This window comes from Paraglaciecola sp. 2405UD69-4, from assembly GCF_047525415.1.
GTDB lineage: Bacteria > Pseudomonadota > Gammaproteobacteria > Enterobacterales > Alteromonadaceae > Paraglaciecola.
Genome location: NZ_JBLIXM010000001.1, coordinates 367765 through 390007, shown reverse-complemented (window position 1 = coordinate 390007; position 22243 = coordinate 367765). Strand labels below are relative to the sequence as shown.

Here is a 22243-nt window from a genome sequence, read left to right as displayed (position 1 = left end):
GGTACTAAGCAAGTTGTTTATGGTTTCGAAACATAATCCAAAAACTGTAAGAATTTGTATGTCCAACACACGACGCCGCTTTCTTGGTGCACTTAGCCTAGTCCCATTAACCTTTGCCAAGTCTAGCTTAGTATTTGGGCAAACAAACCTACCCGAGTGTGAAACCGAAAACATAAAAAAAGGGGCGTGGCGTGCTAAGATCACCGCCCGAGATATTACTATTACGCTCATCAATAGCCAAAATCACTTTAAGCCTGCTGAAGCGCTATCAATATATGAAGAGTATAAGGATAGCGAGTCTCCTAGCAAACCTAGTTACTTAGATGTATATGCTGATGACCAATTTGTAACAAGTGCATTTGGTTCAAAAAAAGCACCGCTAAACCCCGAAATAAAAATTACAATAAAAGATGGGCGACCCAATACAGACTTTGTGGTGAATGATATTTTGCAAAATATCGATATACCTGGGAACACCATTAGATATGTGAGTAAAGAGCCAGGGGAGAGAGGGCAGTATATTGTAAACGGTAAGTCAATAACCCAAAGCTCATTGGCTACTTTGCACCTTATGACAGATGGCGCATCACCGAATATCAATAAAGTGGTTGACGCGGACATATCACAAAGCAAAATGAAGGTAAGCTTTGATTTTGATCCCTTGCTTCTTTCACAAAAGCTCATACTTGCTTATACCTTTGAAGATAGGCCTATGTATTATCTAGATATTCCATCCAAAGGATTGCTAGAGCTCATAAAAGAATCCTTATCACTGCATATCCCCTTAACTAAAAAACTGGCCCAAAATATGTGTGAATATGATGATTGTTTTGTCACCAGTGCAACATGTGGCCATATTGGTCTTACGGATGATTGCTGGGAATTAACCCAGTTAAGAGCTTTTAGAGATAATTATCTTTTGACATTGCCTAACGGCAAATCACTGGTCAATAAATATTACGACACTGCACCTAAATTACTGCAGGTTATCAATAACAAGAAATACAAATCCAATATACTCCTAAGTCTATATTTTAAAGATATTCTGCCGTCGGCAATTTTGGCGAAGTTAAAGTTAAATAAGCTCGCTCTTTGGCGCTATAAAGCCATGATGAAACGGTTAGAAAAGCAATATTTGAATGTATAGACAACAGCCTTAAAACCACAAATAAACTGGGGGGTATTAAGTAAAGCTGTTGTTCTGTTTATGGCATTTACTGGATTTTGCCCCCATGGCCTCATTTATTTGCAAAAGAGTAACCCGCCAATGTTTGCTTAAAACAAACTTAGGCAATCACATTATTGGTATAATTTTTACCTAAAAAAATAGGTCCACCTCAACAAATTAACTGGCTGATCCTACCTAACTTATACCTCAAACCCTGTATACTTGTTGCCGGACTCATATTCTTGATATGGGAAAACTTATTCTTATAGTCATGGTCATAGTAAAAAGTATATTGACACTCAGCACGGACACATCAGTGATAATTAGCCACAAACACAAATTTATATTTATCAAAACCTTAAAAACAGCCGGTACCAGTATCGAGCATTACCTCTCGCAATTTTGTGGTGAAGAGGATGTATTAACACCTCTTTTTCCTAGAGTGGAGCCCCACAAAGCGCAGCATCATAAGGGGTTGTGGAACCCATTACCTGAGCTAGGTAAAGTTCCCACTAAAGAGAAAGTGTCTATTATGTGGGATTTGATGAAAGCCAAAAAATTCCGTAATCATTCCTCTGCCATGAATGTTAAACATCGTATTCCAACTCGTATCTGGAATAGCTATTACAAGTTTTGTGTTGACCGTAATCCATGGGACAAATCTTTATCTCAATATCATATGAGACGAAAGCGCCAAGGTAATACTATGACATTCGACCAATATCTAGACTACGGTAAACTTTGCCATAATGCTCCCAAATACCTAGATAACACAGGCGCTTTAATGGTGGACCGCGTTCTAAAATTTGAAGAATTGGAGCAGCACCTAGGTGAAGTATTTAAAGAGCTTGCTATTCCCTTTGAAAATGGCCTAAACGTAAGAGCAAAAGGTGCTTACCGAGCTGACAAGCGGCCATATCAAGAAGTGTATACCCCTGCACAGAGAGATCATATTGCACGGGCGTTTTCGCGAGAAATAGCTATGCACGGATACGAATTTTAGACTCAGAACGCCTCGGAGTTAAACCGACAACTGATACACGCACATGTTAACGGCACTTGCCAGATTCAGTGAATCTATGGTGCCATTGCCGGGTATGGTAAAGGCATCAGCATCACATTGGTTTAGTGCTTCTCTTGGTACACCACGGGCTTCGTTACCGAATAAGTAACAATCGTATTGGGAAAATTCAGCAGTATTGATAGGCTTGCCTTGCATGTCTAGGTAAGCAAATTTTGTAAAGCGCTTTTGTAACGCATCTAGCTCAACATCAAGCTTAATGGGCACATGAAAAATGGCTCCCATACTCGCCCTAACTACCTTAGGGTTGTATGGATCCACACTGTTGGCGCTTAGCAGTAGTTTAAAGTTCCCAAACCAGGCTAGGCTTCGAAGTATTGTTCCTAAATTCCCGGGGTCTTGCACCTCATGTAAATAAATACAAAGCTCTTCCTGTGAGGGACTTTGCTCACTTTCTGCTGCTTTTGGTAAAGGCACACAAGCAATAATCCCTTGGGGTGATTTAGTATTACTTAATTGGGCCATTTGCTTGGTAGTCACTACCACCAGCGTAAAATCAAACTGCAGCGACCCAGTCCAATCTTGGTAGTCCTCAGTAACATATAAGGTGATATTGTTAAGGTCTTTTTGAGATAGTACTGCTTTTTGTAACTCAAGTATTAGGTGTTCACCTTCTACTAGGTAATAACCAAGTTGCGAACGGTATTTCTTTTGGTGCAGCTTTTTTACGTCGTCTAATTTCATATCACCTTGCCTAACTACCCTGATAGGGGTTTCAATTGGCTGAATTATAACTGTTTGCTCAATTCAAGTCAGGCTAAAACCTTAATTGCAAATAAAGGGATGATTTGTCAGTCCAAGGAATTGGAAAATACCCGCAGCGGGCTTACAATATGCATCGTTTTAGCGTGAGCAATAGGTGAATAAAAAATGGCCCAATCAGCAAGTAGTAAAAAATGGATGGACGAACACGTCAGTGATCCTTATGTCAAAAAAGCCCAAGCTGATGGCTATCGCTCTCGCGCAAGTTATAAACTCATTGAAATAAACAACAAAGACAAGCTCTTCAAAAGTGGCGACTCTGTGATGGATTTAGGGGCCGCTCCCGGTGGTTGGTCGCAGGTCATAGCCCCTGTAATTGGAGATTCTGGACAACTAATTTCCTCTGATATTTTGCCAATGGACAGCATTATAGGTGCACACTTTATTCAAGGTGACTTCACCGAAGAGTCTGTATACCACCAAATATTAGAAGCCCTAGATAACAAAAAAGTGGATGTGGTGGTCTCAGACATGGCCCCTAATTTAAGTGGCGTAAAAACCACTGACCAATACTCTTCAATTTATTTAGTTGAGCTTGCTTTAGATATGGCCCGCAATGTTCTTAAACCTAACGGCAGCTTTTGCGCTAAGGTGTTTCAAGGTGTGGGTTACGAAGCTTATGTTAAAGAGGTGCGTGCTTCATTTAACAAGGTGGTTATTCGTAAGCCCGAGGCATCACGCCCCCGCTCTCGCGAGGTTTACGTAGTCGCTAAAGGCTTTAAAGGTTAATACTTTTAGACTTAACGCCCAAACCCTAGGTTAAACATCTATCTATCACAGCGCGGCTGATTTAAAATAACAACGCCCTGACAGAGAGGCTGTCCGGCGTTTTCAAGAGTAAGTCTACTATGCTGCGTTTAACTGATATCAAATTACCCCTAAACCATGACGAACAAGCCATTGAGCTTGCCATTTTAAGCAAACTTAACATTACTCAAAACGAGCTTGTGTCTTTTGATATGTTCAAACGTGGTTACGATGCCCGTAACAACAAAAATATTCAGCTCATCTACACCTTAGACGTTGAAGTAACGAACCAAGACGCCCTACTCGCGCAATTTGAAAAAGACCAGCATGTACGCTTAACCCCAGATATGGCTTACAAATTTGTTACCCAAGCACCTAAAGACTTAGAGGAACGCCCTGTAGTTGTTGGTCTTGGGCCTTGCGGTTTACTTGCGGCTCTTACCCTTGCGCAAATGGGCTTTAAACCTATTATTTTAGAGCGCGGTAAAGTAGTACGGGAGCGCACCAAAGATACCTTTGGTTTTTGGCGTAAAAAAAATGACCTCAACCCAGAGTCTAACGTGCAATTTGGAGAAGGCGGTGCAGGTACATTCTCTGATGGCAAGCTTTACAGCCAAATAAAAGATCCTAAACACTATGGTCGCAAGGTACTAAAAGAGTTTGTGAAAGCCGGCGCCCCAGAAGAAATAATGTATGTTAGCAAACCTCATATCGGTACCTACAAGCTCATCAATATGATGGAGGCCATGCGTAAAACCATTATTGAGCTAGGGGGAGAGTTTCGTTTTAGCACCCGAGTTGAAAAGCTTGATTTTGAAGACCAAGATGACGCTGACAAGGACACGCGTAAAATCAAAGGGTTATTCCTGTCTGAAGACCAGTACCTCAGCTGTAAGCACGTTATTTTGGCCATAGGCCACAGTGCTCGTGATACCTTTGAAACCCTTTATGAACAAGGCGTATACATAGAAGCTAAGCCTTTTTCTGTAGGCTTTAGGGTTGAGCATAGGCAAACCATGATAGACAGCTGCCGCTTTGGTGATAACGTCGGCCACCCAATTTTAGGAACAGCCGACTACAAACTAGTACATCACTGCAAGAATGGACGTTCTGTTTATAGTTTTTGTATGTGCCCAGGAGGAACAGTGGTAGCTGCGGCCTCTGAGCCAAACCGAGTAGTAACCAATGGCATGAGTCAATATACAAGGCACGAGAGCAACGCGAATAGTGCAATTGTTGTGGGCATCACCCCAGAAAAAGACTATCCAGATCACCCCTTAGCTGGCATAGAGTTACAACGTAATTTAGAGTCATTAGCCTTTAAGGTTGGCGGTGAAAACTACCATGCCCCCGCCCAATACATAGGTGACTTTTTAGCGAATCAATCAAGTGCAACTACAGATGAAGGCGAAGTAAAACCTTCGTACACTCCTGGTATAACGCTTACCGATTTAAGCAAAGTGGTACCTGACTTTGTGACTGAGGCTATTCGTGAAGCCATACCCGCCTTTGATAAAAAAATAAAAGGTTTTGCTCGTGCAGACGGGCTATTAACTGGAGTGGAAACCCGCACCTCATCACCTATTTGTATAAAACGAGACAAAGACTTTCAAAGTGTTAACGTACAAGGTTTATATCCAGCAGGTGAAGGTGCAGGTTACGCAGGCGGAATTTGGTCCGCAGGCATAGACGGTATCCGTATAGCTGAGGCCGTGGCTTTAGATATAGTCAAAGACTAATTTTGCTCTCAAAGCTAATAGGTTTCACCTACGGACAACTGAGTGTAGTGGCCTCTTAAGGTTCCTAAAAATTCTGGAACCTCTTTGCTTGTACCTTTAGGCATTAACCAAAATTTTGCTTTGTGGGTGATGATCCTCTCGGTAATGACGCTGTAATCAATATCAAAAACATTTGGACTCTCGCCTTTTGGGGGCATCACCGTGACATCTATTTGCCAGTAATTATGGGAGTCTGGTTCAACTATTTGCGTGATTTTTTGTTGCCAAACCTTGGCTTCAGTGTTTTGTGAGTGAACATTCACATTCTTTAAAACATAAGCAGGAATATTACCAATAGTAGGCGCTGTGCTAAGTGCAGCACCTAAACGGTTATTGGGTAGCCGTAAGGTTAACAGTACTGAGTCTGGTAACACATTCACCTCGACCTGCGAGGATGACATGGGATGCCCATGACTCACTTGGGTAACAAACAGTAGGCAAAACGCCACATAGCACAAGCATGCTATGGGCGTTTTGTTATTAATGTAGCTTTTCATTTAAGGAGTAAACCTATTAAAGATCGAAGTTTCCGCCGTAATCTAGCTCTTTATCACGCCAGATACTATGGTAATGATTGTCACTGAACACCACACCACCTTGAACAGTAAACTCAATCCAAATATTTGGACCGTCAATTCTTGCATAAGAGTCTTGAGTGGTTATATCTGGGTATGAACCATAGGCAATGTAAGTTAAGTCTAACTGCTCATCACTAGTGTAATTAGCAAATTGGCCGGTTCCATTTGCATCGCCAGCGTAGGCTTCTATTACAGCAATCACTAGCTCTCTTTGTGCGTCGCTTAGCTCAGTTACACTTAAACCTTCTTGCTCTTCAGGATAATTTCCATCGTCTTGAGGGCCAACTAATACGTCGTCATATACATCTGGTAATAAAGCTGTCGCTAACTGCCCAGAATCAAGGCTATCAAATAAAGCAACTAGGGCTTCTTGATGCTGTGCCATTGGTGAGTAAGTTTCGCCGCCATCAGTCCAAGTTACTGGCTCTACCGCTACAAAGTTAGGGGTTAAGCTAACGGGCTCTGCATTGTAGCTTGCGAAAAATGTGTAATGGTGGCCAGCAAATTCAACAATCCAAGGTTCGTCTGTTGAAGGTGTACCTAAAAAGGCGACTGCGTAGTTATCTTCACCGTAAACATTGCCATCAAAAGTGCTTAGATATTCATCTGCTAAACGAATTTCTTCCATGGTTTGATTACCTTGGTCACTTAGGGCGGCATCTAATAATGCTTCTGCCGCTTCTTGCGCTTCATCACTCAGGTCGTCAATCAAAATACCATTATAATTGAAAGAGCCCACTGGCAAGTTAGACCAAGACTCAGTGGCATTGGTCTCGGTTAAGTCGTTCAGCATAGTGTCGACTTGTGTAGTAGTCAGAGTCGAAAGTAGGTTTTCGGCCAAACATGTCATTAGCTCAACTTGTACAGTTAGCTCACTACAGTCTGCGTAGGTATAAGCGCTTTCTGTCTCTTCGGTTTCTGAATCTACAAGATCATCTATGGTGTTATTGGAGTCTGAACTACCGCAACTTGTCATCAACACCAGCAGAGAGGTATTAATAAGCAAACTTGTTTTTGTGAATAAAGGTTTTAGTTTAAACATGCCAGAAGGCACTCCTATAGTTTAAATAAAATGTAAAAGTAAACTCCGAGCTCCAATTTTAAGGCATTGAAACTGGTGTATTTTATTGGTTAATTTAAGGCTAATCCTCAGCCTACAAACTCAAGGTCGTCCAAATTTGAAAAGGGGCGGCTAGGTCACTGCAATCTTGCAAAGAAAGAGAGCGCATAACATGAACTGGCCTTCCACCGCGGCCTTCTTTTTTATGGTTCATGTTGGCTGTCACACAAAGTTCAGGGTTGGCAACCAGTAAAAGACGTCCATCTTGCTGTAACGAAAATTCTTGGTTGCTGGCGCCGCTACATATAGCTAGCTCAATTGCTGCATTAGCTTGCAACGATGAAGCCTGCATACACACATCAAAATAAGGAAGTTTGAACGTGTTTTCCTTGATAAGAGCAGGATCGAAACTTTGGTCCTCTAACAAACGCCCTTTGTAGTCATAACAAGTATGGGCTTGTAAACCTTTATTAAGTGGCGCACGGGTACCTTGTCCTCCAGCTACATCAAGGCAATAGCCTCTCGCCTCATCAATATCATCAACAAGCCTTACTTCTACTAACTTCTCACTGCCCTGAACAGCAGTAGATAAACATAGCAAGCATGTTAAAAGGAACATGCCAATGGATTGATGTTTTTTCATAATCATTACCTAGGTTAAAGTTTTTTAAACAGGCCTAGTGTTAGCTTAAAGGTTAATTAGATAAATTACTTAACCATGAATAACTTGCACATTATTTACACTTTATATGGCCGTTTTAGCAGGCACCTGCTGTTAACTAAGAGTGCCTTTAGGGGTAAAATTTATGATGTAAAGGTAGCTAAGTCGTCCAAATGGCGTTATTTGGACGTTTATTGTGTAAATAAAGGTGTTGTATACACAAACTGCAGTGGAGTTTTAGTTTGTTTGAAATAGAAAGTATCACTTGGGAAGTCAGTATTATCGGCCTATCTGTCAGCCTATTTACGATAATAAGCATAACAGCTAAACCTTTTATCCATAAAACCGACTTACTTTTAGGTGCTTGGTTAGTGCTGTTAAATATCCCCCTGATACACACCTTGATGAGTCACTTAGATATGCTGTCGGCTACATTTAATATGCTTACTAACCCCATGCTAAATTTATTACATGGGCCAATTTTGTATTTTTATGTACGCACCTTAATAAGTGAAAAGCCTGCCACCTCTAAGACAGATTTATTACATTTACTACCATTTGCCATTATCTATCCACTTTTTATGTTGATGGCCCACCCTAAGCCTATGATGCCGCTTCCCAATAGGTTAGATAATGACGTAGGCCCGGTTGGCGAACATGGGGTCACTAGTTTTTTTGAGCCCATTTTTATTCATTTTGGACTGATCAATAGCCTTGTTTTTGTGGCCTATGCGATTATTACAATAACCCTTTTGAGAAAACATCAAACTAGGATTGCCGAGCTATTCTCACAAAACGATAGCAAAATTAGCTTGAGCTGGGTGTACGCCCTGCCCGCTACCTTTGCCGTGATGGTTGTGATTAACATCATCAATGAAGAGCTAATACCTAGCTCTTCACAGGTTTCTGCCCACACCTTGCATATGGTTTCGTTTTTAACCATTAGTATTGTGCTGTGTTTTTTTGGCGTAAAACAAAAGCCTGTGTTTTATTTTAAAGGGCTAGCTGCAACTACAGACAAAACAACATCAAAAGAGCCAGTAGACTCGCCACAAGAAAATACCTGTAAAGACGACAACAAGCTTTTAAGTGACGGGGCAATGCAGGACATTATTGAAAAAATGCGAGTCTACATGGAAACTCAAAAGCCTTACTTAGAGCCAGACTTTACAGTTTATGCACTGGCAGATCAGTTAAACATTCCAAGACGACTGTTGTCGTTAGTCCTTAACAATGGCTTATCCAAAAACTTCTACCAGTACGTTAACGAGTTTAGAATTAACGAGGTAAAGACACTGTTAGAAACCCAAAATAATTCGCAGCTGACTATTCTAGATGTAGCGTTTCAGGCAGGCTTTAAATCTAAATCAAGCTTTAATAGCCTATTCAAACAACACTGCGACCTAACGCCTACCCAATACCGTAAAATGCTCGTAACTAAAGCTGCCCGCTAAACCAAGCTAAGGTGATAGGCCACAAGCAAATTTTTAAAATATAAACTTGGATTTTATACTTCAGCTTCTAGATCATTGTTGTCGTATTCTTCTGTTTCCATATCTAATAATTTAGATTTTGAGGCAGAGCTATACAAGGTAAAGAAGTTACGTTTGGTCCGCGATAAGCGTATGTATTTGTTCCAGGTTTTTTCAAGTTTTGACTCGGCTTCGCACTTACCGGTTACCACCTTTACAAAGTGCTGTTCGGCATCTGTCTCAGGAAACATTTCGCCCATTTCAAGAGCTAACAGGCTGTGGCCATAAGTGCTTAATATTTCTGACTCGGCAATGCTAAAGTCACCGGATTTCCTAAAGCCATATTTGAAATTTAGAGGGTCAAGGTAGGTTTTACTGCCAGCTCGAATGTTAAAAGTATCCACGTTACTTACTCCTAGAGATCTACAGTTTGTTTGAAACAGCATCGTTTTAAACAAAAAATCACCAGAAGAAAAACAAATAATTTTTACCATCACGACAAGTTTTTTAACTCATAAATATTGATGGCTATAAAAAGCAAACTTGTATAGATAAAAGCAAGGTATGTCGATGGCTTCGACATACCTCTATAGGCTTATGATGGCTGTCAACGCCCTGACAGCTGAGTATGAATGGCGTTTTTATAGGCTTCTAAGCCCGGAATTAATGCAGTGATAATAGTAGCAATAACAATAATGCCAGATAGGGTTAGTAGCTCCATTGTCAATAGGTTGTTACTTAAAAACAGTCCATATTCAGCCGTTAACCAACCCTCTAAAAATGTGAGCACTAGCGTGACTAAACCTACCGAAAACACCAGCGCCAACACGCTAATGATTAAGGCTTCGAGCACAATTAAGGATACGATCACCAAAGGTGACGCCCCTAAAATACGAAATACAGCTATCTCTCTTTGGCGCTCATTCATGGTGGCTAATAACATGGTGGCTAAACCAAACAAAGATGCTAACAACACTAGGTAACCTATCACTTGTAATAGGTTTTCAACATTCGCCATCAATTGCCACAGCTGAGCCATCGCCACACCGGGCAGTACCGCCATCAGCCTATCTTGTTTGTAGTTGTTGATTTGTCTTTGTAAGGTAAAGGTGGCAAATTTATTGTTTAACCCCAACATCAAGGCGGTAATAGACTTAGGAGGAGCTAATCCTTGTTCTGGGTTATCGAGAAGTTGCTTCAACTGGCTAGGGGGTAAATGAATAGCATCTATGGCGGCTAAACTTACATGCACGGTTTTATCTACTGGGGTGCCTGTAGCTTCTAAAATACCGCTGATAGTAAAGGGAGCTTGGTCGTGATTCACAAAACTAGTGCTACCTATTCCGTGAGCAATGACAATTTTATCACCTTGTTGGTAGCCTAGCTCTTTGGCTACATCCGAACCTATAACAGTTTCAAATGGACCAGAAAACCCTTTGCCAGCGGCCATTGTAAGAGGCTTATCACTGCCATATTTGAAATACTTAAAGTAGTCTGTATTGGTTCCCATGACTCTAAATCCACGATGTGAGTCTCCCAGAGAAATTGGGATTGCCCAAGCCACAGATTGATTACTTTTCAACATCTTAAAACTATCATAATCAATGTTGTTTGTAGGGCTGCCCATTCTGAAAATTGAATACAAAAGCAGGTTTAATTCGCCACTTGGCGCTCCTACAATCAGATCCACACCGGATATGGTTCGGTTAAAACTTTCTTTTGCTTGTAAACGAATGTGTTCAACACTGATTAATACACTAATACTCACCACCAGCGATAGAAAAGTCAGCAATACCGTTTTACGACGGCTTTTTATACTGTGCCATGCAATTGTAGTAAGCATTAACTTACCTCCTTGATTGCTGATGCATTACAAAATGAGGCAATGGGAGTGCGTAATGAGAAAAACGATGCTAAACCAGTATCATGGGTAACAAAAATCATTGTGGTATTATTGATTTTGCACATGTCAATTAACAACTCCATAAATGCATGTTTAGCCGAGTTGTCCAGTGCAGACGTAGGCTCATCAATTAATAGCAGCCTGGGAGAGTTTATAAATGCTCGCATAATTGCCACTCTTTGCTGTTGCCCTACACTCAAACTAGATACAGGTTTGTGTAAGATATAATTTGGCAATTTTAAAGCTGACATCAACTTAGTTATAGTATTGCTTAATTCTTGCTTTGATGACTTAGCCAAGTACACCGCCAATTCAATATTTTTTTCGACATTAAGATAAGGGATCAAATTAAACTGCTGAAACACCACTCCTATATTTTCAGCCCTAAATCGGTCACGTTCACTGCTAGACAAAGCATTCATTTCGGTGCCAAACAATTTAATGCTACCTTGTTGCGGCGCTAAAATACCTGAGAGTAAATTTAATAAAGTGGATTTTCCTGAGCCAGAATCCCCGTGCAGAAAAACCAGCTGACCTACTTCCACATTCCACTGACTAAAGTGTAAAGGTTTATCATCTCCCTGTTTGCCTGGGTAAGCGTGTACAACATTATTTAATTCAATCGCACTAGATTGAAGAGCAGCGTTACTATCTGAGGTGTTTTCTTTTTGGTTCATAAATAAGATGAGGCTAGCACTAATTATTATTGTTATGGTATAACATTATTATAGTATTACTGGTCATGTTAACAATCAATAATGAACTCTAAAAACGTACATGGTTTACTCCACTTTAGCACTGTTCTTTTTACAATGCTTTGGTTTGCTCTCACCAGCACAGCTATCGCTGCTACCCAAGATTACCAAGAGGTAGAGTGGATAGAGCTTATGCCTCAAGATGATTTAGACGCCTTGCTTAATCCACCAGATTATTTATCAGGTATTCAAGATGGCAGCGAGCAAGACTCTGTGGATGCCTTATCAAGTATGACTACCCAAGACAGCACTACCCAGCGTTTTCAACAAGCCTTGACGTCGGTAAGAGTAATAGATGAATTTGATAACAAGTCTATTAAAATCCCTGGCTTTGTCGTGCCGTTAAAATCTGATGAACAACAGCGTGTGACTGAATTTTTTATCGTTCCTTATTTTGGCGCGTGTTTACATATGCCGCCGCCTCCTCCGAATCAAATGATACATGGCAAGGTTGAAGAAGGGTTTGAACTTGCCCAGCTTACAGAGCCCTTTTGGTTTGAGGGGGTACTTCACATTGAGACCATGAGTAATGCTACAGGGACATCTGCATACGGTATGACCTTAGACAATATCCAAGCTTACGAATAGAGTAGAGATCAATGAAAAGAAAACTAGCAACCTTATTGTTAATACTCCCTAGCACACTATCAGCTTTGGCCTGTGAATTTCATGGTGGTTTTGGAATGGGCTCATTTGGTGGGTTTCATCCCCTAGCACAGCAACACATGGAAAATTCTGCTCCAGTGGAGTTGAGGGTCACCCACGACAACCATTTAAGTGTCACCGCAGAATCAGACGCGAACTTGCAATTGAGGTATGTCATTCCTGATGACTACAGCAACGCTGAGATCAATCTCATTCCTAGTGACAACCTTGTGATTGCAGACTCCACGCCACTTAATCTTTCAAAAGATAAGGGCATGATAGATGTTAAGTTTACAGCCACAGGCCCGGGCGAGCACTTTATTATGGTAAGAATTGATGCGACCCAAAGTTACCGTCCTTACTCGAAAATTCAACGTGTGAATGTAACCGCAATTTAGTTGTCTGAATAATGCGTAAACTGTGGGCCAACTATTGAAAAGCACCTTAAAAATTGTTTTAACCTTTGTTTTATGTACAGGTTTAGGAATTTGGCTGAGTCGCCTAGCAATTGATAACTGGCCCACTGTTAAACAAGCTTTCGTGAGTAAACAACACCTTTATTACACCTCAGATGCAGCACTAGAATCAGAATTCAATCAGGCTACACCTATCGATTTAAATTGGGCTCAGTTAATGCCCGAAGAAGATCACCAAGTAATCGCTCGCTATCAGCAAAACTCAGAGCCACAAAATCTTGAACAAATGACTGCCAAGGTGATGCGGTCTATCAATGCAGCCAAAGATCAGCAATATCAAGGTGCGCTGATTTCTACCAATACCACGGCCAAATTTGCAGATAAAATGGTAAATATTTCTGGGTTTATCGTCCCCATAGATTTTTATGAAGACCAAAGTGTACAAAGCTTTTTCTTCGTACCTTATTTTGGTGCTTGTATCCACCTCCCAGCACCGCCGCCCAATCAAATGATATTTGTGCAGTTAGAGCGAGGGTTTAAAGATTTGGATATCACAAACACCTACACCTTAACGGGTAAACTGCAAATAGAACTTTTCGAAGACTTGATGGGAACCTCAGCTTATACCCTTGAGCTTGTCTCGATAGTGCCTTTTTATGGCAAATCAAATGACTTTAGAAGCCACAATATTAATTAGCCTCCAGCATCAATAACAAGCTAGATAATTAAAGTGCTTTGCGGATTTTAAAGTTTTGCACATGACCATAGGTCACTAATATCGCCCCAATCACTGACGCGATAATTTCACCCTGCTCACCAAGCATGTCATGGCCAGCAAGAGCAGCAAACAGTAAGATGACCATACCCGCGCCCGTCACCCCAATAACATATGTATTTTTATGACTAAGATACCCAAAGCCTAATGCAAATATACTGATTGGTAATACTGCATAAAGTAACCACAGGTGAAAATCTTCGTTATTAAAAAATGCTGCTGTTGCCAGGGTGGGGATTAAAAATATGGCGATAGGTAGTAGTAAACAGTGCACGGCACAAAGTGCTGACAACACAACAGCGCAGCGGTCTGCTGCATTGATAACCTTAGTATTCATTTTGGGTCCTGTTTGTAAATGTAATTTGGTAATAACATACGAGCTTTAGTTTAAGTCTTGGTATGCCATTACAGCTCTAGTATGGCGGTATAAGCTGTAAGCACTTCAGCACCCTGTCCACGGTTTGTACTCCACTGCAGTTGCAGCTTTTGAACACTAGGCATTTGCTCAAAGATAGGAAACGCAAATACGCTGACATCTTTTGCGCAGCTTAAGGAGTAAGAAACTTCAATATTTTGGTGATGCTCCTCTTCATGTTCTTCATGTTCATGATTGTCATCATTGGGCGACTCAATGCTACCGCGGTCATGGTGTTCACCATGAGAATCATGCTCATTATTCTGAAATTCATCTAAATTATGACTGAATTCGCTTTGACTACAGTTGGCCTTAAACTGCATAAGATTATTTATATCAGCTAAGATAGTGCCGAGATTATCTAATCTAGTATGTTGTTGTTCGGTCTCAGGGCTGTGCTCGAATCCTAAAGCGTCAAAAGCTGGTAATATAAATTGAACCTGCCACTTCTTGCCGTCTTGAACAATAAAGGCTGATCCAGCACCGTGCACATGCTCTTGTGCGTTAGCTACACCCATGCCACTTAACAGCAAGCATATTAATGTTTTGTTCAATTTCATGTTCACCTCGCCACCAATATTCAAACAAGCACGATAGATTTGACTGCCAAATTCATATTGCACCACGCAGTTGTTATAATATAACATTACTTGCAGATTGCCTAACATTTAAATACACTAATCGGTCCAACTTAAACGATAATATCTAGGTACAACACACTCCCCTTCACATCTATTGATTTCTCCTTAAGTATCAATTAGCTATAGATATGAATGATTAGTATACTTGGATGAATTTAATCCATAATAAAATTACAGGTCTTACAAGAATGAATAAACTGATATCGGCGCTTACCTGCTATCTTGGTGCGAGTCTTTTAGTAGGATGTAGCACAACTACACATACTGACACTGCAACGCTTTCCCTTTCTAACTCAGTCAAATGGCAAACCCAAAGTAAAGAGTATCAACTCATTACCCGTGGGGTATATCAAAAAGCAGAACAACAATTAGTAAATGTAGCCAGCGAATCTGGCCCTTGGGTGGTGGTTATGGACGTAGATGAAACCGTGCTCGACAATAGTGCCTATCAGGTCATGTTAGATACAACTGGTGGACAATATTCTTCTGAAACTTGGGCAAGTTGGATTGAATCTAAACAAGCCACACTGGTTCCTGGCGCAGCAGACTTCATGAAGAAAGTATATGCGATGGGCGGGAAAGTAGCCCTTGTGACTAACCGCGAGAAAAAACAAGATGCTGCGACTTGGGAGAATTTAAGCAAGTTTATTCCTGTAACCTTTGAAAACACCTGTTTAATGGGACGCACCCAGGCAGACAAAGACGCCATAAATGAAACAAGCATAGTTAATGACAAAGACCTACGTCGCCAGCAAATTACTAGCGGTGAAGTTGATTGTTTCTCAGAGCAAGGCGAACAAACAAGTTGGCACTCTGGACATACTATTGTCATGCAAATAGGTGACAATATTGAAGACGTCAATGGTGTTACCCAAGAAAACGCCAATGTAGACGCTCTAGAAACCCGTCTTTACAAAGATATATTTATCTTACCCAATGCTATGTATGGGTCTTGGTAAATTCAACTAAGGAATAAAATACATGTTTACCCGTAGGCAGTTTAATCAAGGTTTAGTGGCAGCAGCCCTAAGTGGTTTAGCCACTCATTTGAATGCATCTGCAGTATTTAAAGACTCTGCTATACCAGCAGGTAAAAATCCATTGCTGCCTGATGCCAATGAAATATTAGACTTACCTGCTGGCTTTAGCTACCAAGTGATCTCTAAGCTAGACGATAAAATGAACGATGGTCTTAGGGTTCCTGACCGAGCTGATGGCATGGGCTGTATTCCCCTTGATGATAAACGTGTAGTTTTAGTGAGAAACCACGAAATCCCTCTGTCTAAAACACCTCAAGCATTACAAGACACTATGCAACCTAGTCGTGTATTAAAAGCCTACGACACCTACAACACTGGCCTGCCTCTAGCTGGGGGAACAAGCAGTATTGTTTACAACTTAGAAACCCGTCAGGTTGAGCATCAATGTATGTCTATATTGGGCACGATTCGGAACTGCTCTGGCGGCGTCACCCCTTGGGGGAGCTGGCTAACCTGCGAAGAGTCCGTCGCTACCGCATCGGATAGAATCGCTAAAGACCATGGTTATGTATTTGAAGTACCAGCCAAAGCCAGAGAGTTAGTCGAGCCGATACCTATCAAGGAAATGGGCCGTTTTAACCACGAAGCAGCCTGCGTTGATCCCAAAACTGGAATTGTGTATCTCACCGAAGACAGACAAGATAGTCTGTTTTATCGCTACGTTCCCAATAAGCCCAACGACTTGCTAGCAGGCGGAAAATTGCAAGCTTTAATGGTTACGGGACAGCCCAAATTTGACACCCGGAACACCCAAGCGCCTTTCATGGAAGAAAGCATTGATTATGCTTGTGAGTGGATTGATTTAGACAATGTGGACAGCCCAGAAGATGATTTACGTCACAGGGGCTATAACAAAGGGGCTGCATTGTTTGCCCGTGGTGAAGGCATACATTTTGGCGATAATGACATGTACTTTTGCTGTACCAGTGGTGGTAAAAAGGCATTAGGGCAGATTATGCGATATGTCCCAACTCCGCTAAATGATGACCAAGAAAGCATTGCTCAAACGGGTACATTAAGCCTATTTGTAGAAAGCCACAACAAAGCCACCTTTAATTTTGGTGACAACATAGCGGTAGCGCCTAACGGACACTTAATGGTGTGTGAAGATCAGTATTCAGCCATAGTTAATAATCATCTAAGGGGAGTGACGCCCAAAGGTGAGGTTTACGATTTTGCTAAAGTGCACTGGCAAACAGAGCCTGCTGGAGCATGCTTCTCCCCAAATGGTGATACTCTATTTGTGAATTTGTATTCTCCTACCCTTACCTTAGCGATTACAGGTCCGTGGCAAAACTTATATGACTGAGATTAAGCACGTCCCAACGAATATTATAACGGGAGCCTTAGGTGTGGGTAAAACCACACTAATACAATCTTTACTAAAGGCTAAACCCAATAATGAACGCTGGGCTGTTTTAGTTAATGAGTTTGGAGAGATTGGTGTAGACGGTGCATTACTAACACCTCCACAAGACAGCGGCATTTTTATACGTGAAGTACCGGGTGGCTGCATGTGCTGCACCTCAGGTTTACCAATGCAAATAGCATTAAACATGTTACTTGCCAAAGCTAAACCACATAGGTTGTTAATTGAACCTACTGGGCTTGGCCATCCTAAAGAAGTATTGCAAACCCTCAGCGCTGAGCATTATCAAGAAGTATTAGACATAGGCAGCACACTGACACTGATTGATACGAGAAAATTAGCAAGCCAGCGCTGGCGCGAGCATCAAACATTTCAAGAACAACTTGAAGTAGCTGACCACATCATAGCCACAAAATCTGATTTATATGAAGAAGACTTGCTGCCTAGTCTCAAGGCTTACTTGGCTAGTTTAAATATCAACAACACCCCAATTAGCTTAGCTAGTCAGGGTGAAATTGATATAAACATATTGTTTGGCCAGTCTAAATTTTGCCAAATCAAAAACGAAAATGTTCATTCTCATACCCATAGTTCCACTAATCACAGCCATACAATTAATGTCCCAGAATCAGGCTCAATCAAAGTAGCAAATAATGGTGAAGGGCACTACTCATACGGATGGATTTGCTCACCAAATGTACTTTTTGAGCAGCAAACCGTTATGGATACTTTGTCATCTTTGGCGGTAGATCGCTTAAAAGCAGTGTTAATAACCCCACAAGGTGTCATTACCTGTAATTTAAGTGATGGCTGTTTATCTATCAACACACTTGAAATAGACGATGCGGCAGACTCTAGAATTGAGTTTATTACACAGGATAAACAACTCGCCATACAAACCTGTGAGAAACTAGAAACCGCTTTTGGGCTAGCCTCAGAATAAAGCTTTGCCTTTAAGCTGAATAGTTTGAAATTAAAATTCGGGTAAACATTTCCTATTACAAAGTCACAATATTCTAGACCTAACCTCAAGACAGGATTAAAACATGATTAGTTTATACCAAATGACAATCACTAACTTTATACGCACCTTAGACGCTACAGTTACAGTAATGAAAAAAGGTGAAGCATATTTTAAAGAAAATAATATCAATACAGATGAAGTTGTTGCCATGCGATTTGCTGAGGATATGTTGCCTTTTAGTGCCCAAGTAAACATTGCAGCTCATAACGCCGCAGGAGCGATCCAAGCTCTATTTGATGGAGAGTTTAAGCCACCACAAGTTTCTTTAGACGGCCTAAGCTACAGTGAGCTTATCGCTTACTTTGAAAAAACAGTAACCACGTTAAAAGCCTTTGATGAAAATGAAGTAAATGAACTTTTCGGCAAACCACTACAATTTAAAGTAGGGGGTAATGAACTTCCGTTTACCACAGAAAACTTCATGATGTCTTTTGCCATTCCTAATGTATATTTTCACACTACCACCATATACGACATGCTACGTATAAAAGGCGTGCCACTAGGTAAAAAGGATTATTTAGGCCAAATGAAAATAGGTGCCTAATTCACTTATATCAAACAAACCACTTTGCTAAGTAAAGCAAGGTGGTTTGCTAAAAGAATAGAAAGATAATGTATAAAATGAGGGGTAAGCCTCTTCGCTAACAAGGCTGAATAGACTGTGTTTAGCTAAATTAAAATCACAAAAATAGCTTTGGCATATAAAGTTTGCAACTACTTACTAACTTTATATTTTTTTGCATGGATACAACAGAACTTAGTCCCTTAAAAAGCCATGTACCTGCTAACTAAGCCCCATTTTTTTCGGTTAAATCTACTTGTTTCTCAATGTATTCAATGGCTTGTTGTAAGCTACCGAATGCATTAATTAAATTCTGACGACCTTTGTTCATTATATCTGGATTATTCGTTTCTGACATCATCCAAACCCAAGTGCGAATCAATGATTCTGGTGGAACATTCTTCATATATTTATAAGTCTTAATAATTAGTGTGTACTTGCTATCTGCACCTCAAAAAGTGAGATAAACTGATTTAAAAAACCGTGACAATATAACAGTTTTTTTAATGACAAAACACAGCTAGATGTGGATTAAATCTAGTTAGAAAGCACATGGGAAAATAGTACACCGATGATAAAAATAGTAGTGGGGTCGACTAACCCTGTAAAAATAAATGCAGTCAAAAAAGCCATGGTAAAAGTATTAGCCACTAATTCTATTGAGTGCGTTGGCATAAGTGCGCCTTCGGGGGTAGCTGAGCAACCCATGAGCTGTGATGAAACTTTAGAAGGTGCAATAAATCGCGTTAAATATTGTCAGCAAGATATCCAAGCTGACTATTATGTGGCTATTGAAGGAGGAGTCCATGAGTTTGAATATGGACCTGCCACGTTTGCCTATGTGGTGATTGCCAATCATGAGCGCCAGTCAGTTGGGCGTAGTAGCAACTTACCCTTACCTCCTAAAGTTTACCAGGCACTAAAAAATGGTGAAGAGTTAGGCCATGTTATGGATAGACTCTTTGCTACCGACAATGTAAAACAAAAAGAAGGGGCGATTGGGTTACTCACAAACAAACTCGCTACCCGAGAAAGCGTATATACATTAGCGACCACTCTGGCAATGGCCCCTTTTATTAATCCAGAATTATACTAACCCCTTACTCATAATCCTTTGCTAGCAACCTGCTTTTACCTTTATGGTTTAAGGCTACCTAAGTATATTTGTTGATTGTTGATTGTTGATTGTTGATTGTTGAGCTAATGCTTAAACACCAAACGAACCACTACACCCGACTTATCGGTAAGATTATTGATTTGTAAATTGCCTTGATGATACTCAGCGATAATTTTGGCTATATATAAGCCTAATCCCAAATGAGGTTGCTCGGTATTTTGTTGTTTACGTACAGACACCATAGAGTCAAGTAATTGGTCTTGCATGTTTTCTGGTAACAGACTTCCTTGATTCGATATGCTCAATACCGAAGTCCGCTCCTGACTTTCTAAGCTAATGCTTATCTCAGAATCGAGCTCACTAAATTCCACTGCGTTGGCAATAATTTTATCTAACATTTGTGCAAATAGTTCAGGAGAGCCATTAACGAATATAGAAGGTCCTGAGGCGCTAAAATCGAAATGGCGATTTCCATAGGCAAGCTCGTAGCCCGCCACACAGCCTTGCAGTAACTCCATTAGTTCAAACACTTCACGCTCGTTACTAGACATTGCTTGTTCAAGGCGGGTCGCTTCACTCATGTTTGATAATATTTTACTTAGCCGACTAATCCCTTGCTTGGCTCTATCAAGGTACTGCTTGTTATCAGCACTTTGCTGTTCTAATAACAGGTTATCTAAGGAGGAATTTACTATAGCAACAGGTGTCCTTAGCTCATGGGACAAACGAGAAGCCATATTCTCTAAATAGGCATTATATTGACTTAACTTACTTAATACACTGGTAAAGGTACGTGACAAATCACCAATTTCATCCCGGGTATATGAAGGCACTATGTCGCCTATGATTTTACCTTGTTGGTCAATAGCGCCCTCGGTTTCATCACGTAGTTTACGGATTCGCCAAGAAAGCCGTGAAGCAATAGAAAATAGCGCAAGTGTGCTTATCAGTATGACCAATAAAATATAGTGAAACTGCCTTTCTAAAGCTTTATTTCTGAGGGTACGAATACCATGGGTTGTTTGCTCAACAACCACAGCTCCCATAACAGCCTCATCAATATAAATAGGATGAGCCGCAGACATAATCACAGCTTTGTTATCTGAGCTTAGTCGCCATAGTGAGCTAGGTTTGCCTTGAAGCGCTTCGATAATATCTTGCCCCTGCAACGAATAGGCGTCGCGCAAGTCATCCACAAAGTCAGCTGGGGGTTTAGTGAGTATTTGATAATACAAAGGTAATAGCCAATTGCTTTCTACATATTGCCACCAGCTTTGCACACCATTAGTCTGCACTGCGCTGTTTACCCCTTGGGCTTTACTGATATCGCCGGATCTCGCTAGCACTCGCATGTGCTTGTCTACCACCCAAACCCTAGCGTTTGAATATTTGAGCCCTTTGAGTATTTTTTCAATCTCTGGAGAAGGCACCAATACTGTTCCTAAGGAGTCTACCTTAGAGGGATTAGCTGTACCTATTATGTGTTCAGTTGCACGGCCAACAGGATCGTCCACATCCACTATGGCAAAGGCTATCTTGCTAGACATCATGGCCAACGGAAAGCGTAGCTCTAACTGATAGCCCTTATTCGTGTTACGCCACTGACCTTGAATCTGGGTTTCTAATCTATCGGGTTGCAATGACTCCAGATCAGGCTTAAGTAAATAGGCGTTGACCCACCCCTGCGTGGTGGGTGCAACGATATAACGCTGAAACACCCCATTTGCATCTGTCATCGCAATTTGTAAATGGTCGTTTTTATCTATGCGTAAACTGCTTTTTGGCCTCAGTAATACAGTGTCATCTGTCACATCAAACATGGCATATAAGTAACGGTCATATTGGCCAACCATATGCCTAAAATGCAAACTAGACGATTCATAGGCAGTAACTTGGGAAATCAAATTTTGTTGCCCATATTCCATGGTGAGCTGTTGATAGTCTTGCCAGTCATCTAGCTTACCGTCGAGTCTAATTGGGTAAGTGATCTTGTAGGCATAAAGGTCTGTACCTGGCTTTACATCTTTTAAATAAGCCGACTGACTGTCAAACAAAGCGGGCCTTTCATGTAAAGCCGTTGCCACTGCACGGGCGGTGCCGACCATAGTTTGCTCTTGACCAATACGCAGGTAAGTTTCCATTTCCCAAACATATTGATAGCCTAACCATGGAATAGTAAGTAAAAATGAAGAAAAGAATAGAAGCTTAGCTCTAAGTCCAAACCTAACCTGGCTCATGAAGCTAACAGCCTTTAAGTTTTTGAAAATTATGATG

Annotated in this window: 24 protein-coding genes; 13 read left to right on the top strand and 11 right to left on the bottom strand. The window is 40.9% G+C overall.

Going from position 1 to position 22243, the window contains the following annotated elements:
• Positions 1-58: 58 nt before the first annotated feature.
• The gene (locus ACMUMK_RS01800) at positions 59-1147 is read left to right on the top strand and encodes a CFI-box-CTERM domain-containing protein (RefSeq protein ID WP_414699417.1); all 1089 of its coding nucleotides are present in this window, start codon (positions 59-61) and stop codon (positions 1145-1147) included.
• Between the two features lie 337 nt (positions 1148-1484).
• A complete protein-coding gene (locus ACMUMK_RS01795; RefSeq protein WP_414699416.1) occupies positions 1485-2171 on the top strand; it encodes a hypothetical protein in 687 nt (228 codons plus the stop codon).
• Between the two features lie 18 nt (positions 2172-2189).
• Here the strand turns inward: ACMUMK_RS01795 and ACMUMK_RS01790 are convergent, their stop codons facing one another.
• Positions 2190-2933, bottom strand: coding sequence for a TrmH family RNA methyltransferase (locus tag ACMUMK_RS01790; protein ID WP_414699415.1), 744 nt, complete (start codon positions 2931-2933; stop codon positions 2190-2192).
• Between the two features lie 186 nt (positions 2934-3119).
• Here ACMUMK_RS01790 and rlmE point away from each other — a divergent pair, with 186 nt between their 5' ends.
• Together rlmE and ACMUMK_RS01780 are read left to right on the top strand one after the other, a co-directional pair.
• Complete coding sequence (gene rlmE, locus ACMUMK_RS01785) at positions 3120-3740, top strand: 23S rRNA (uridine(2552)-2'-O)-methyltransferase RlmE (protein ID WP_289028282.1); 621 nt, start codon at positions 3120-3122, stop codon at positions 3738-3740.
• Positions 3741-3859: 119 nt separating this feature from the next.
• On the top strand, positions 3860-5497 hold the full coding sequence (locus ACMUMK_RS01780; RefSeq protein ID WP_414699414.1) for an NAD(P)/FAD-dependent oxidoreductase: 1638 nt from the start codon (positions 3860-3862) through the stop codon (positions 5495-5497).
• Between the two features lie 14 nt (positions 5498-5511).
• Here ACMUMK_RS01780 and ACMUMK_RS01775 read toward each other — a convergent pair whose 3' ends face one another.
• The 3 genes from ACMUMK_RS01775 to ACMUMK_RS01765 all read right to left on the bottom strand — a co-directional run bounded on the left by ACMUMK_RS01775 (position 5512) and on the right by ACMUMK_RS01765 (position 7817).
• Complete coding sequence (locus tag ACMUMK_RS01775; RefSeq protein WP_414699413.1) at positions 5512-6033, bottom strand: hypothetical protein; 522 nt, start codon at positions 6031-6033, stop codon at positions 5512-5514.
• 16 nt (positions 6034-6049) lie between these two features.
• Positions 6050-7156, bottom strand: coding sequence for a DUF3500 domain-containing protein (locus ACMUMK_RS01770; protein WP_414699412.1), 1107 nt, complete (start codon positions 7154-7156; stop codon positions 6050-6052).
• A 112-nt stretch (positions 7157-7268) separates the two neighbouring features.
• The gene (locus ACMUMK_RS01765; RefSeq protein ID WP_414699411.1) at positions 7269-7817 is read right to left on the bottom strand and encodes a ricin-type beta-trefoil lectin domain protein; all 549 of its coding nucleotides are present in this window, start codon (positions 7815-7817) and stop codon (positions 7269-7271) included.
• 260 nt (positions 7818-8077) lie between these two features.
• Between ACMUMK_RS01765 and ACMUMK_RS01760 the strand changes: the two genes are divergently transcribed.
• On the top strand, positions 8078-9289 hold the full coding sequence (locus ACMUMK_RS01760; RefSeq protein ID WP_414699410.1) for a helix-turn-helix domain-containing protein: 1212 nt from the start codon (positions 8078-8080) through the stop codon (positions 9287-9289).
• A 53-nt stretch (positions 9290-9342) separates the two neighbouring features.
• On the opposite strand, the gene maoP is transcribed toward ACMUMK_RS01760, so the two are convergent.
• From maoP to ACMUMK_RS01745, 3 genes are all read right to left on the bottom strand, one after another.
• A complete protein-coding gene (gene maoP / locus ACMUMK_RS01755) occupies positions 9343-9711 on the bottom strand; it encodes a DUF413 domain-containing protein (RefSeq protein WP_414699409.1) in 369 nt (122 codons plus the stop codon).
• Between the two features lie 203 nt (positions 9712-9914).
• On the bottom strand, positions 9915-11150 hold the full coding sequence (locus tag ACMUMK_RS01750; RefSeq protein ID WP_414699408.1) for an ABC transporter permease: 1236 nt from the start codon (positions 11148-11150) through the stop codon (positions 9915-9917).
• Positions 11150-11887, bottom strand: a complete 738-nt coding sequence (locus tag ACMUMK_RS01745; protein WP_414699407.1) for an ABC transporter ATP-binding protein — start codon at positions 11885-11887, stop codon at positions 11150-11152. The genes ACMUMK_RS01750 and ACMUMK_RS01745 overlap by 1 nt, the downstream gene beginning before the upstream one ends.
• A gap of 81 nt (positions 11888-11968) precedes the next feature.
• Here ACMUMK_RS01745 and ACMUMK_RS01740 point away from each other — a divergent pair, with 81 nt between their 5' ends.
• Genes ACMUMK_RS01740 through ACMUMK_RS01730 form a run of 3 tightly spaced genes read left to right on the top strand, consistent with a single transcriptional unit; the run spans position 11969 to position 13723 of the window.
• Positions 11969-12553, top strand: coding sequence for a DUF3299 domain-containing protein (locus ACMUMK_RS01740; RefSeq protein ID WP_414699406.1), 585 nt, complete (start codon positions 11969-11971; stop codon positions 12551-12553).
• An 11-nt stretch (positions 12554-12564) separates the two neighbouring features.
• Complete coding sequence (locus ACMUMK_RS01735) at positions 12565-13008, top strand: hypothetical protein (protein ID WP_414699405.1); 444 nt, start codon at positions 12565-12567, stop codon at positions 13006-13008.
• A gap of 34 nt (positions 13009-13042) precedes the next feature.
• Complete coding sequence (locus ACMUMK_RS01730; protein WP_414699404.1) at positions 13043-13723, top strand: DUF3299 domain-containing protein; 681 nt, start codon at positions 13043-13045, stop codon at positions 13721-13723.
• A 28-nt stretch (positions 13724-13751) separates the two neighbouring features.
• Here the strand turns inward: ACMUMK_RS01730 and ACMUMK_RS01725 are convergent, their stop codons facing one another.
• Both ACMUMK_RS01725 and ACMUMK_RS01720 read right to left on the bottom strand, forming a co-directional pair.
• A complete protein-coding gene (locus tag ACMUMK_RS01725; protein ID WP_414699403.1) occupies positions 13752-14138 on the bottom strand; it encodes a MerC domain-containing protein in 387 nt (128 codons plus the stop codon).
• 68 nt (positions 14139-14206) lie between these two features.
• Positions 14207-14776 (bottom strand): ZrgA family zinc uptake protein, encoded by a 570-nt coding sequence (locus ACMUMK_RS01720; protein WP_414699402.1) that lies wholly within the window; start codon positions 14774-14776, stop codon positions 14207-14209.
• A 269-nt stretch (positions 14777-15045) separates the two neighbouring features.
• Between ACMUMK_RS01720 and ACMUMK_RS01715 the strand changes: the two genes are divergently transcribed.
• The 4 genes from ACMUMK_RS01715 to ACMUMK_RS01700 all read left to right on the top strand — a co-directional run bounded on the left by ACMUMK_RS01715 (position 15046) and on the right by ACMUMK_RS01700 (position 18834).
• Entirely contained in the window at positions 15046-15816 is a 771-nt protein-coding gene (locus tag ACMUMK_RS01715) for a 5'-nucleotidase, lipoprotein e(P4) family (protein ID WP_414699401.1), read from the top strand.
• Positions 15817-15838: 22 nt separating this feature from the next.
• A complete protein-coding gene (locus ACMUMK_RS01710) occupies positions 15839-17206 on the top strand; it encodes an alkaline phosphatase PhoX (RefSeq protein WP_414699400.1) in 1368 nt (455 codons plus the stop codon).
• Complete coding sequence (locus tag ACMUMK_RS01705; RefSeq protein ID WP_414699399.1) at positions 17199-18209, top strand: CobW family GTP-binding protein; 1011 nt, start codon at positions 17199-17201, stop codon at positions 18207-18209. The genes ACMUMK_RS01710 and ACMUMK_RS01705 overlap by 8 nt, the downstream gene beginning before the upstream one ends.
• 103 nt (positions 18210-18312) lie before the next feature.
• A complete protein-coding gene (locus ACMUMK_RS01700; protein ID WP_414699398.1) occupies positions 18313-18834 on the top strand; it encodes a DUF1993 domain-containing protein in 522 nt (173 codons plus the stop codon).
• Between the two features lie 244 nt (positions 18835-19078).
• Here ACMUMK_RS01700 and ACMUMK_RS01695 read toward each other — a convergent pair whose 3' ends face one another.
• Positions 19079-19258, bottom strand: a complete 180-nt coding sequence (locus ACMUMK_RS01695) for a hypothetical protein (RefSeq protein ID WP_414699397.1) — start codon at positions 19256-19258, stop codon at positions 19079-19081.
• 165 nt (positions 19259-19423) lie between these two features.
• On the opposite strand from ACMUMK_RS01695, the gene yjjX reads away from it, so the two are divergent.
• Positions 19424-19948 carry an inosine/xanthosine triphosphatase gene (yjjX, locus tag ACMUMK_RS01690; protein ID WP_414699396.1) on the top strand — a complete coding sequence of 175 codons (525 nt, stop codon included), beginning with the start codon at positions 19424-19426 and terminating at the stop codon, positions 19946-19948.
• Between the two features lie 104 nt (positions 19949-20052).
• Here the strand turns inward: yjjX and pdsS are convergent, their stop codons facing one another.
• Entirely contained in the window at positions 20053-22206 is a 2154-nt protein-coding gene (gene pdsS, locus ACMUMK_RS01685; protein WP_414699395.1) for a proteobacterial dedicated sortase system histidine kinase, read from the bottom strand.
• Positions 22207-22243 lie beyond the last annotated feature (37 nt).

Bases quoted from the DNA above. Each gene is read 5' to 3' on its own strand.
- ACMUMK_RS01710 (WP_414699400.1), top strand. From the start codon at position 15,839: ATGTTTACCCGTAGGCAGTTTAATCAAGGTTTAGTGGCAGCAGCCCTA.
- ACMUMK_RS01725 (WP_414699403.1), bottom strand. From the start codon at position 14,138: ATGAATACTAAGGTTATCAATGCAGCAGACCGCTGCGCTGTTGTGTTG.
- ACMUMK_RS01715 (WP_414699401.1), top strand. From the start codon at position 15,046: ATGAATAAACTGATATCGGCGCTTACCTGCTATCTTGGTGCGAGTCTT.
- ACMUMK_RS01705 (WP_414699399.1), top strand. From the start codon at position 17,199: ATGACTGAGATTAAGCACGTCCCAACGAATATTATAACGGGAGCCTTA.
- ACMUMK_RS01735 (WP_414699405.1), top strand. From the start codon at position 12,565: ATGAAAAGAAAACTAGCAACCTTATTGTTAATACTCCCTAGCACACTA.
- ACMUMK_RS01695 (WP_414699397.1), bottom strand. From the start codon at position 19,258: ATGAAGAATGTTCCACCAGAATCATTGATTCGCACTTGGGTTTGGATG.
- rlmE (WP_289028282.1), top strand. From the start codon at position 3,120: ATGGCCCAATCAGCAAGTAGTAAAAAATGGATGGACGAACACGTCAGT.
- ACMUMK_RS01765 (WP_414699411.1), bottom strand. From the start codon at position 7,817: ATGAAAAAACATCAATCCATTGGCATGTTCCTTTTAACATGCTTGCTA.
- ACMUMK_RS01800 (WP_414699417.1), top strand. From the start codon at position 59: ATGTCCAACACACGACGCCGCTTTCTTGGTGCACTTAGCCTAGTCCCA.
- ACMUMK_RS01700 (WP_414699398.1), top strand. From the start codon at position 18,313: ATGATTAGTTTATACCAAATGACAATCACTAACTTTATACGCACCTTA.
- ACMUMK_RS01740 (WP_414699406.1), top strand. From the start codon at position 11,969: ATGAACTCTAAAAACGTACATGGTTTACTCCACTTTAGCACTGTTCTT.
- ACMUMK_RS01780 (WP_414699414.1), top strand. From the start codon at position 3,860: ATGCTGCGTTTAACTGATATCAAATTACCCCTAAACCATGACGAACAA.
- ACMUMK_RS01720 (WP_414699402.1), bottom strand. From the start codon at position 14,776: ATGAAATTGAACAAAACATTAATATGCTTGCTGTTAAGTGGCATGGGT.
- ACMUMK_RS01775 (WP_414699413.1), bottom strand. From the start codon at position 6,033: ATGAAAAGCTACATTAATAACAAAACGCCCATAGCATGCTTGTGCTAT.
- pdsS (WP_414699395.1), bottom strand. From the start codon at position 22,206: ATGAGCCAGGTTAGGTTTGGACTTAGAGCTAAGCTTCTATTCTTTTCT.
- ACMUMK_RS01750 (WP_414699408.1), bottom strand. From the start codon at position 11,150: ATGCTTACTACAATTGCATGGCACAGTATAAAAAGCCGTCGTAAAACG.
- ACMUMK_RS01770 (WP_414699412.1), bottom strand. From the start codon at position 7,156: ATGTTTAAACTAAAACCTTTATTCACAAAAACAAGTTTGCTTATTAAT.
- yjjX (WP_414699396.1), top strand. From the start codon at position 19,424: ATGATAAAAATAGTAGTGGGGTCGACTAACCCTGTAAAAATAAATGCA.
- ACMUMK_RS01790 (WP_414699415.1), bottom strand. From the start codon at position 2,933: ATGAAATTAGACGACGTAAAAAAGCTGCACCAAAAGAAATACCGTTCG.
- ACMUMK_RS01745 (WP_414699407.1), bottom strand. From the start codon at position 11,887: ATGAACCAAAAAGAAAACACCTCAGATAGTAACGCTGCTCTTCAATCT.